Source organism: Streptomyces sp. I05A-00742, from assembly GCF_013055795.1.
Lineage (GTDB): Bacteria > Actinomycetota > Actinomycetes > Streptomycetales > Streptomycetaceae > Streptomyces.
Window position 1 is genome coordinate 1 of the sequence record NZ_JABETO010000074.1, and the last position, 9,574, is coordinate 9,574.

5 protein-coding genes are annotated in these 9,574 nt (G+C 70.7%); 1 reads left to right on the forward strand and 4 read right to left on the reverse strand.

Annotated features, from left to right (window positions below):
- Positions 1–3,475: multifunctional oxoglutarate decarboxylase/oxoglutarate dehydrogenase thiamine pyrophosphate-binding subunit/dihydrolipoyllysine-residue succinyltransferase subunit (locus tag HN013_RS31695; protein ID WP_171172407.1), on the forward strand; the 3,475-nt coding region annotated here is incomplete at its 5' end.
- A gap of 86 nt (positions 3,476–3,561) precedes the next feature.
- Here the strand turns inward: HN013_RS31695 and HN013_RS31700 are convergent.
- The 4 genes from HN013_RS31700 to HN013_RS31715 form a co-directional block, all read right to left on the reverse strand.
- A complete protein-coding gene (locus HN013_RS31700) occupies positions 3,562–4,737 on the reverse strand; it encodes an acyltransferase (RefSeq protein WP_171172409.1) in 1,176 nt (391 codons plus the stop codon).
- Position 4,738: 1 nt separating this feature from the next.
- Entirely contained in the window at positions 4,739–5,416 is a 678-nt protein-coding gene (locus HN013_RS31705; protein WP_312018774.1) for an SGNH/GDSL hydrolase family protein, read from the reverse strand.
- Positions 5,417–5,806: 390 nt separating this feature from the next.
- Positions 5,807–8,830, reverse strand: a complete 3,024-nt coding sequence (fxsT, locus tag HN013_RS31710; protein WP_171172413.1) for an FxSxx-COOH system tetratricopeptide repeat protein — start codon at positions 8,828–8,830, stop codon at positions 5,807–5,809.
- Between the two features lie 123 nt (positions 8,831–8,953).
- Positions 8,954–9,574 (reverse strand): aKG-HExxH-type peptide beta-hydroxylase (locus HN013_RS31715; protein ID WP_249375670.1); only part of this gene is annotated, 621 nt, incomplete at its 5' end.

The following is a 9,574-nucleotide window of genomic DNA, read 5'->3' on the forward strand; positions in this document are numbered from 1 at the left end:
CGCCGCGCCCGCCGCACCGGCTCCCGCCGCCAAGCCCGCGCCCGCGAAGCCGGCCGCCGCGAAGCCCGCGGCCAAGCCTGCCGCGGCCCCGGCGACCGAAGCCCCGGCCGGCCCGGAGTACGTGACGCTGCGCGGCCCCTCCGCCGCGGTCGCCAAGAACATGAACGCCTCCCTGGAGCTGCCGACGGCCACATCCGTCCGCGCCATCCCGGTGAAGCTGCTGTTCGACCAGCGCATCGTCATCAACAACCACCTCAAGCGCGCCCGTGGTGGCAAGGTCTCCTTCACGCACCTCATCGGCTTCGCCATGGTGCAGGCGCTGAAGCTGATGCCGTCGATGAACTACTCCTTCACGGAGAAGGACGGCAAGCCCACCCTCGTCAAGCCCGAGCACGTCAACCTGGGCCTGGCGATCGACCTGGTGAAGCCGAACGGCGACCGCCAGCTGGTCGTCGCGGCCATCAAGAAGGCCGAGACGCTCAACTTCTTCGAGTTCTGGCAGGCGTACGAGGACATCGTCCGCCGCGCCCGGAACAACAAGCTGACGATGGAGGACTTCACCGGGGTCACCGCGTCGCTCACCAACCCCGGCGGCATCGGCACCGTCCACTCGGTGCCGCGCCTGATGCCCGGCCAGGGCCTCATCATCGGCGTGGGTGCCATGGACTACCCCGCCGAGTTCCAGGGCACCTCGCAGGACGCCCTGAACAAGATGGGCATCTCGAAGGTCATGACCCTGACCTCGACGTACGACCACCGCGTGATCCAGGGCGCCGCCTCCGGCGAGTTCCTGCGGATCATGAACCAGCTGCTGCTGGGCGAGAACGGCTTCTACGACGAGATCTTCGAGGCGCTGCGCATCCCCTACGAGCCGGTCCGCTGGCTCAAGGACATCGACGCCTCGCACGACGACGACGTCACCAAGGCCGCCCGCGTCTTCGAGCTGATCCACGCCTACCGGGTGCGCGGCCACGTCATGGCCGACACCGACCCGCTGGAGTACACCCAGCGCAAGCACCCCGACCTGGACATCACCGAGCACGGCCTCACCCTCTGGGACCTGGAGCGCGACTTCGCCGTCGGCGGCTTCGCCGGCAAGTCCCTGATGAAGCTGCGCGACATCCTGGGCGTGCTCCGCGACTCGTACTGCCGCACCACCGGCATCGAGTTCATGCACATCCAGGACCCCAAGCAGCGCAAGTGGATCCAGGACCGGGTCGAGCGCGGCCACTCCAAGCCGGAGCGCGAGGAGCAGCTGCGGATCCTGCGCCGCCTCAACGCGGCCGAGGCGTTCGAGACGTTCCTGCAGACCAAGTACGTCGGCCAGAAGCGGTTCTCGCTGGAGGGCGGCGAGTCCGTCATCCCGCTGCTGGACGCGGTGCTGGACGCGGCCGCCGAGGCCCGCCTCGACGAGGCCGTCATCGGCATGGCCCACCGCGGCCGCCTGAACGTCCTCGCGAACATCGTCGGCAAGTCCTACGCCCAGATCTTCCGCGAGTTCGAGGGCAACCTCGACCCGAAGTCGATGCACGGCTCCGGCGACGTCAAGTACCACCTGGGCGCCGAGGGCACCTTCACCGGCCTGGACGGCGAGCAGATCAAGGTCTCGCTGGCCGCCAACCCGTCCCACCTGGAGACGGTCGACCCGGTCGTCGAGGGCATCTCCCGCGCCAAGCAGGACATCATCGGCAAGGCGGGCACGGACTTCACCGTCCTGCCGGTCCAGCTGCACGGCGACGCGGCCTTCGCGGGCCAGGGCGTCGTGGCCGAGACCCTGAACATGTCGCAGCTGCGCGGCTACCGCACCGGCGGCACCGTGCACATCGTCATCAACAACCAGGTCGGCTTCACCGCGCCGCCGGAGTCCTCGCGCTCGTCGATGTACTGCACCGACGTCGCCCGGATGATCGAGGCGCCGATCTTCCACGTGAACGGTGACGACCCGGAGGCCGTGGTCCGCGTCGCGCGGCTCGCCTTCGAGTTCCGCCAGGCGTTCAACAAGGACGTCGTCATCGACCTGATCTGCTACCGGCGCCGGGGCCACAACGAGGCCGACAACCCCTCGTTCACCCAGCCGCTGATGTACGACCTGATCGACAAGAAGCGCTCGGTGCGCAAGCTGTACACCGAATCGCTGATCGGCCGGGGCGACATCACCCTGGAGGAGGCCGAGCAGGCCCTGCAGGACTACCAGGGCCAGCTGGAGAAGGTCTTCACCGAGGTCCGCGAGGCCACCTCGGCCCCCACGGCGGCCGAGGTGCCGGCCGCGCAGGCCGAGTTCCCCGTCCCGGTGAACACCGCGATCTCCCAGGAGGTCGTCAAGCGGATCGCCGAGTCGCAGGTCAACCTGCCGGAGAACGTCACCGTCCACCCGCGTCTGCTGCCGCAGCTCCAGCGCCGCGCCGCCAGCGTCGAGGACGGCACGATCGACTGGGCCATGGGCGAGACCCTCGCCTTCGGCTCCCTCCTCATGGAGGGCACCCCGGTCCGCCTCTCCGGCCAGGACTCCCGCCGCGGCACCTTCGGCCAGCGCCACGCGGTGCTCGTCGACCGCGAGACCGGCGAGGACTACACCCCGCTGCTCTACCTCTCCGACGACCAGGCGCGCTACAACGTCTACGACTCGCTGCTCAGCGAGTACGCGGCGATGGGCTTCGAGTACGGCTACTCGCTGGCCCGCCCGGACGCGCTCGTCCTGTGGGAGGCGCAGTTCGGCGACTTCGCCAACGGCGCGCAGAACATCGTGGACGAGTTCATCTCCTCCTCCGAGCAGAAGTGGGGCCAGACGAGCGGTGTCACGCTCCTCCTCCCCCACGGCTACGAGGGCCAGGGCCCGGACCACTCCTCGGCCCGCATCGAGCGCTACCTCCAGCTGTGCGCGCAGAACAACATGACGGTCGCCATGCCGACCCTGCCGTCGAACTACTTCCACCTGCTGCGCTGGCAGGTCCACAACCCGCACCACAAGCCGCTGGTCGTCTTCACCCCGAAGTCGATGCTGCGTCTGAAGGCCGCGGCGTCCAAGGCGGAGGAGTTCACCACCGGCGGGTTCCGCCCGGTGATCGGTGACGCGACCGTCAACGCGGCCGACGTCCGCAAGGTCGTCTTCTGCTCCGGCAAGGTCTACTACGACCTGGAGGCCGAGCGGCAGAAGCGCGGCGCCACGGACACCGCCCTCATCCGCATCGAGCGCCTGTACCCGCTCCCGGGTGCCGAGCTCCAGGCGGAGATCGCCAAGTTCCCCCAGGCCGAGAAGTACATCTGGGCCCAGGAGGAGCCGGCGAACCAGGGTGCCTGGCCGTTCATCGCCCTCAACCTGATCGACCACCTCGACCTGGCGGTCGGCGCCGACATCCCGGCCCGCGAGCGGCTGCGGCGGGTCTCCCGCTCGCACTCCTCCTCGCCGGCGGTCGGCTCCGCCAAGCGCCACCAGGCGGAGCAGGCGGCTCTGGTCGCCGAGGTCTTCGACATCTGACCTCGTCGTCCGACGGCAACAGGGCCCGTATCCCTCTCCGGAGGGGTACGGGCCCTGCCCGTCGTCGCCGACCGGGACGCGGAAGCCTAGTGGCCGCCGCGGCGCTCCCCCGTGCGCGTCGCCGGTGGAGGGCTGTCCAGGCTCGGGACGGGATGGCTGTAGAAGCGCATCTCTTCGAGTCCCGCCCGCATCGTCCGGCGCAGCCAGCGGCCCAGGGGGCGTTCGATCCAGCGGTGCACGAGCCATGAGGCGGCGAGGACCGCCGCGAAGAGGACGGCCAGGACGGCGTAGGGGTGCAGACGGTGTTCCGTGTGCCGGATAAAGATCCAGCCGATGTCCTCGTGGAGGAGGTAGAAGGGGTAGGTCAGGATGCCAGCGGTGGGGAGCCAACGCCAGGTGATGCGGTTGGTCAGGCCGACGGCCACGGCCGACATCGCGAGGAAGGCGGCGGCGAGGAGGACGGCGGCGGGCCAGAGGGGTGCCTTGATGTCGGCGTAGCGCTCGTTGGACGCGTGGGCGGCGATCAGGAAGTGCTGGCCCAGGAGGAAACAGCCCGCGACGATGCCCCAGAGCAGGGCGTTCGGTTTGAAGCGGTAGATGAGGTAAAGGGCTATGCCGGCGATGAAGTACCAGCAGTGTTCCGGCATGACGACGGCCCGGACGAGGCCGTTGTCGAGTTTGGTGGCGAGGAGCCCGGCGACCGCCCAGCCGAGGCAGAAGGCCACCAGGCGTCGGTAGGTCAGCCCTTTCCAGGCGACGAGGGCGAAGAGCAGGTAGAACCGCATCTCGACCCACAGGGACCAGTAGACGCTGTCCACCCGGGGAACTCCCAACGGGTCCTGGAACATGGTCAGATTGACCGCCAGGCCGCTGAGCGTGGGAATGTCCCGCACGCCCGGGAAGAGCCACAGCGCGCACGCGGCGGCGAGAACGCCGAACCAGTACGCGGGATAGAGGCGCGTGACCCGTGAGACGGCGAATTCGCCCGCGCTCTTGCCCCAGCAGCTCATGCAGATGACGAATCCGCTGATGAGGAAGAAGAGTTGGACCCCTGTCCATCCGTAGTACGCGAAGGAATGGGCGACGGGAAAGAGGGTCTGCACCCGTTCGGTCCAGCCGGGGCCGTTGTAGGCCATGAGGTGGAAGGCGGCCACCATCAGGGCCGCGATCAGGCGCAGTCCGTCCAGGGCGTAGAGCCGTGACGTCGGCCGCCGGACCTCGGCCGGCTTGTGGTCGAGCGTGCCGCGCGCGGGGAAGTCCATGTCAGCGCCCCCGGTGGGTGTCGGGGGACGCCTTGGACGGCGGGGCCGGACGGACGTCCACCTGCTGCCGGATCCAGCCGTCGGCGGCGGCGCGGGCGATCCCGTCGGAGAAGGCTTCGGTCATCTTGGTGAAGCCGGTGTCGTTCGGATGGAGTTTGTCGATGAGGTCCCGCTGCGTGAGCCGGCCCATGTCCACGTACCCGACGTGGAATCCCCTGTCGCGCCGTTCCGCGACCAGCTTCGGAATCGCGGTGTTGAAGGCATCGACGCGATTCCGCGTGCGCGGGTCGGCGGACGGAACGAGCGAGGAGACCAGAACCGTCATATCGGGAGCGGCCGAGGTGATTTTGTCGATGAGCGCGCCCAGCCTGTCGGGAGCGGTATCCACCCCGTGGTTGTAGTGCAGGTCGTTCGTTCCGATGTGCACGAGCACCACATTGGGCCTGGCTGCCGGAAGCCATGTGCCGATGTTGGCCGAGAGGTTCTCTATTTCCCACCCGGGATGGCCTTCGTTGTCGGGGTCGGAAAGTCGGCCACTCCGCTCCGAGCCGACGAAATCCAGTGTTCCGGCGTGTCCGGTGAGCCGGTCCCACAAGGGGCCCCGATACCCGGAGCCATTCGAGCTGCCGACGCCATGGGTGATCGAATCACCCAGCGGCATCACCGCGAGCCGCGGCACGTCCCAGTCCCGCGCGCGGTCCGTACCCGCGTGGCCGCCGGAGGCGGAGGAGGCCGCGACCGCCGTGAGGCTTACGGCCATCACCGCGGTGACCGCCCATGCGGCCGCCCGCCCGGGAGAAACACGAAATGTTCTCGGCCCGACCTGTATCGGCCGACGTTTCGTCCTCAATGCGCTGCTCCTTGAACCGACTCACTGCTGGGCGGTGTCCCGTCAGGGGTTCGCTTCCGCCGCACGAGCGGTTCCCCCACCGGTGGGTGGGGGCAGGGCGTGCGGAGGGATGCGTCCTCTCACCAACAGACTTGTGAGTTGTTCGCGGATGCGTTCGCGGAGGCGTTCGCGGCATGGAAAAGCGGCCGGGGCGCGAAGGCCCCGGCCGCCGGTCGCGCGCTAGCCCAGGTAGGGCTCGAAGTCCCAGTACGGACGGGTCCGCTGGCGGGCCGAGAGGGCGTGGGGATGCTGGGCGCCCAGGGTGCGGGCGAGGCGCTGGAGGGCGTCGTCCTCGACCTTGGCGGCCTCCTCGTGCTCCCGCAGGGCCCGCAGGTCGGCGGCCAGGGCCACTTCGCAGGAGAGGGTGAAGGGGTGCTCCTGGCCGAGGGCGGTGCGGGCGCGGCGGAGGGTGTCGCGGCTGAGCTCGGCGGCGCTCTCCAGGCGGCCGGTGAAGTTGCGCCCGGCGGCGGCGTTGAGGGCGCAGCCGAGCACCCAGGGATGGTCGGGGCCCAGGGTGGCGGCGAGGCCCGCGTAGGCGGACTCGAACATGGTGAGGGCCTCGCCGCGTTCGCCGGCGGCCTGGAGGACGAGGCCGGTGTTGGAGAGCATGCCGGTGCTGATGGGGTGGGCGGGGCCGAGGAGGGTGCGGAAGCCGCTCTCGCCCTCCTCGATCAGCTCGCGGGCCTGCTGGAGGTCGCCGTGTTCACGGGCGTAGTTGCCGAAGTCCACGACGAGGCCCATGGTGGCGTAGTGCCTGCGGCCGTGGACCTGCTCCATCTGTTCGAGCAGGGCGGCCATGGCGCCGCTGATGTCCTGCGGGGCGCCCGCGCGCCGCTGGCAGAGCAGGAGGTTGTGGCGGGCGCGGAGCGTCTGCGGGTGGTTCGGGCCGAGGACCTGGATGTGCAGCCGCATACCGAGCTCCTGGCGGGCCAGGGCGTCCCCGTAGCGGCCCATCAGGCGCAGGTCGCGGGCGCAGGCGATGCCGGAGACCAGGGTGGCGGCGTGCCGGGCGCGGAGCAGGTTCTCGCGGGTGCGCAGGGTCTCCAGGTCGATGTCGTACGCCTCGGAGTAGCGGCCGAGCAGGCGCAGGCCGACGCCGAGGTTGTGCTGGGCGAGGAGGGTCGTGTAGTCCTCGGGGCCGAGCAGTTCGAGGGCCGTGTTGAGGACTTCGCGCTGCATCTGGAGCGCCTCGGTGTACTGGCCGAGGAAGCGCTGGTCGGCGGCGAGGCAGCTGGTGGCCGTCATCAGGGCGGTGGCGTCGGTGTCGGGCTGCGCGCGCAGCCGTTCCAGGGAGTCCCGGTCGAGCTCGTAGGCGGCGCGGAAGGCGCCGTGGGCACGGAGGATGTTGCCCTGCTGGGTGGTGAGTTCGATCATCCGCTGGTGTTCCGGCGGGAACATCTCGGACCACTGGGTGCGGATCTGCTCCGCGAGTTCGACGCCGGTGCGGAACTCGCCGCTGTGCATGCAGTAGCGCAGCAGGTTGAGGACGGTCTCCTGGACCCGGTAGTCGTGGCTGCTCAGCGCGCCCGAGGGCTCCAGGTGCGGCAGCAGCTCGGCGTAGCGCGGCCAGAGCCTGCTGTCCTGCGGGTTGCCCGGGTCGGCGGCGGCGATCATCCGGCGGACGATGCGGCGGTGCTGCTGCCGCTCGTCGGGCGAGGTGAGGCGGGAGACGATGTCGTGCACCAGCCGGTGCATGTGCACCGACTCCTGCTCCGGGCCGGGGTCGTTGGCCTGTGTGGTGCGCAGGTCGCGGGACTCGCGGGTGAACACCGAGTAGTTGACGAGGGTGTCCAGGGCCCGGGTCCAGCTCGGCAGGTCCGAGACGAGCCAGCCGAGGCTGTCGGGCAGCTGGGCCGGCGGCATGACGCGGATGAGGCCGATCGGGATCCGGCCGGCCCCGAACGACGTACAGAGAGTGAGGAGTTCGACGGCGTGCGACTGGGTCTCGCGGAGCCGGTTGATCAGTATCGACCAGGAGGTGATCATCGAGACGGGGATGCCGTCGAAGTCCCCGTGGTCGGCCAGTCCCGCCACCTCGCCGTCCCGGACCATGCGCAGGTAGTCGGTGACCTCCATGTCCGACTCGCCCAGCCAGGCGGCGGCCTGGACCAGCGCGATGGGCACGTCGCCCAGCTCGGTGGCGACGGCGTCCGCCTGTTCCGCGGTCAGCCGGCGGGCGCGGCGCATCAGGTAGCCGGTGCTCTCGTGGCGCTGGAAGCCGGGGACGTCGATGGTGGAGGCGCCGGCCCGGTCCCAGCTGCGGTTGCGGGAGGTGATGAGGACGTGCCCGTGGCCGTTGGGCAGGATCTCGTCGGCGAGGTCGATGTCGTCCCAGCCGTCGAAGATGATCAGCCAGCGTCCGTGGGGCTCGCCGCGGCGCAGCGCCTCGCGCAGCGCGCGGATGCGCTCCCCCGGTTCGGAACCGGCGTTCAGGCCCAGTTCGGGGGCGAGTTCGCCGAAGCGTTCCCGCTGGGTGCCGCGGGTGTCCGAGTTGACCCACCAGACGACGTCGTAGTCGGAGCTGAACCGGTGCGCGTACTCGGCGGCCATCTGCGTCTTGCCGATGCCGGACATGCCGAGCAGGGCGCAGACCGCGGTGCCGTGGTCGGCGTCCATCAGCTGTTCCTGGATCCGGTTGAGCAGGTCGTCGCGGCCGGTGAAGCGCCGGTTGCGGCGGGGGACGTCGCCCCAGACGGCCGGGGGGTCGTTGGGGTAGCGGGAGCCGGGCCCCGCGGGGAGGGCGCGCCGGGGCGGGCCCTCGGGGAGCTGGAGGCGGACGAGCAGCCGGCGCTCGGCCTCCTGGGCGCCGACGCCCCACAGGTCGGCCGGCTCCAGGACGGCGGTGGCCGGGAGGAGGGCGCGGTTGGTGAGGTTGACGGCGGCGAACCGGTCGACGTTGTCGGCGACGATGCCGCGCAGGGCCTCGTTCCACTCGTCCTCGCGGCGGGGGCCGAGCTCGAAGAACCAGTCGCTGAGGACCAGCAGGATCCGTCCGCGCGCCAGCAGCAGGTCGCTCAGGGCGTCCTCCAGGGGGACTTCGCGGGGCGGGTCCCAGCGCTGGAGGACGGTCCGGTGGCCGTGGCTCTCCAGCCGGTGGGCGATCCAGGTCGCCCAGGGCCGGTAGTAGCCGGCGAAGACGACGACGAAGAGCTCGCCGACCCGGTCCTGCGCACCGGTTCCGACCTGATACCGCTGCGTGTTCATGCGCGTCCCTCGTTCCTTCGCACCGCGTGGTCCGGGTGGCCGCCCGGGGTCCGGTGCGGCGGCATCATCACTGTACGTCATCACATGATGACGCACCGAGGATCCCGGGCGCCATGCGCCCCGTCATTCCAGACGTGCGAGAAGCCGTTCCATGCCTGTCGCGAACTCCCGGCCCGCAGGAGTCAGTTCACTGGATTCAAGCAGGATGGGCACCGCTTCCGCGACCTGTCGGCGGTAGGAATCACGCCGGACGCGCGCCTCGTCCCGCACCACGCCGGGCAGGGCGCCGCCGCGGGCCGCCCGGTCCCAGAAGTCGGCGAGCGCGAGGTGGGCGTAGGTGCCCTGGAGCACGCCCGCGAGCGGCCGGGGGTCGGGCCGCCAGGCCACCCGGTGGACGGCCTCGGGGCCGGCGTCGTGCAGCGGTACGAGGTCGTGCAGGACGGCCAGTTTGCTGTGCTGGGTCTCGTGGACGAGCACCTCGGCGAGGTCCGCGGCGGTCCGCGGCAGGGTGGCCAGTATGGCGCCGGGCGCCGCCCGGAAGGTGGCGCTCACCTCGGCCCGGGCGTCGTCGGCGGGCCGGGCGACGGGGACCAGGCAGCGCAGCAGCACGGTCGTCTCGGCGGCCCGCTGCGGATCGGTGGCCCGCAGCAGGCCCAGGGCGGCCCGCCAGCGGCGCGCCCAGTGCCGGCCGTGTCCCGCGGCGCGGTCGGAGGGCGGCAGGGCGGCCCGGCCCACGCCGCCGGC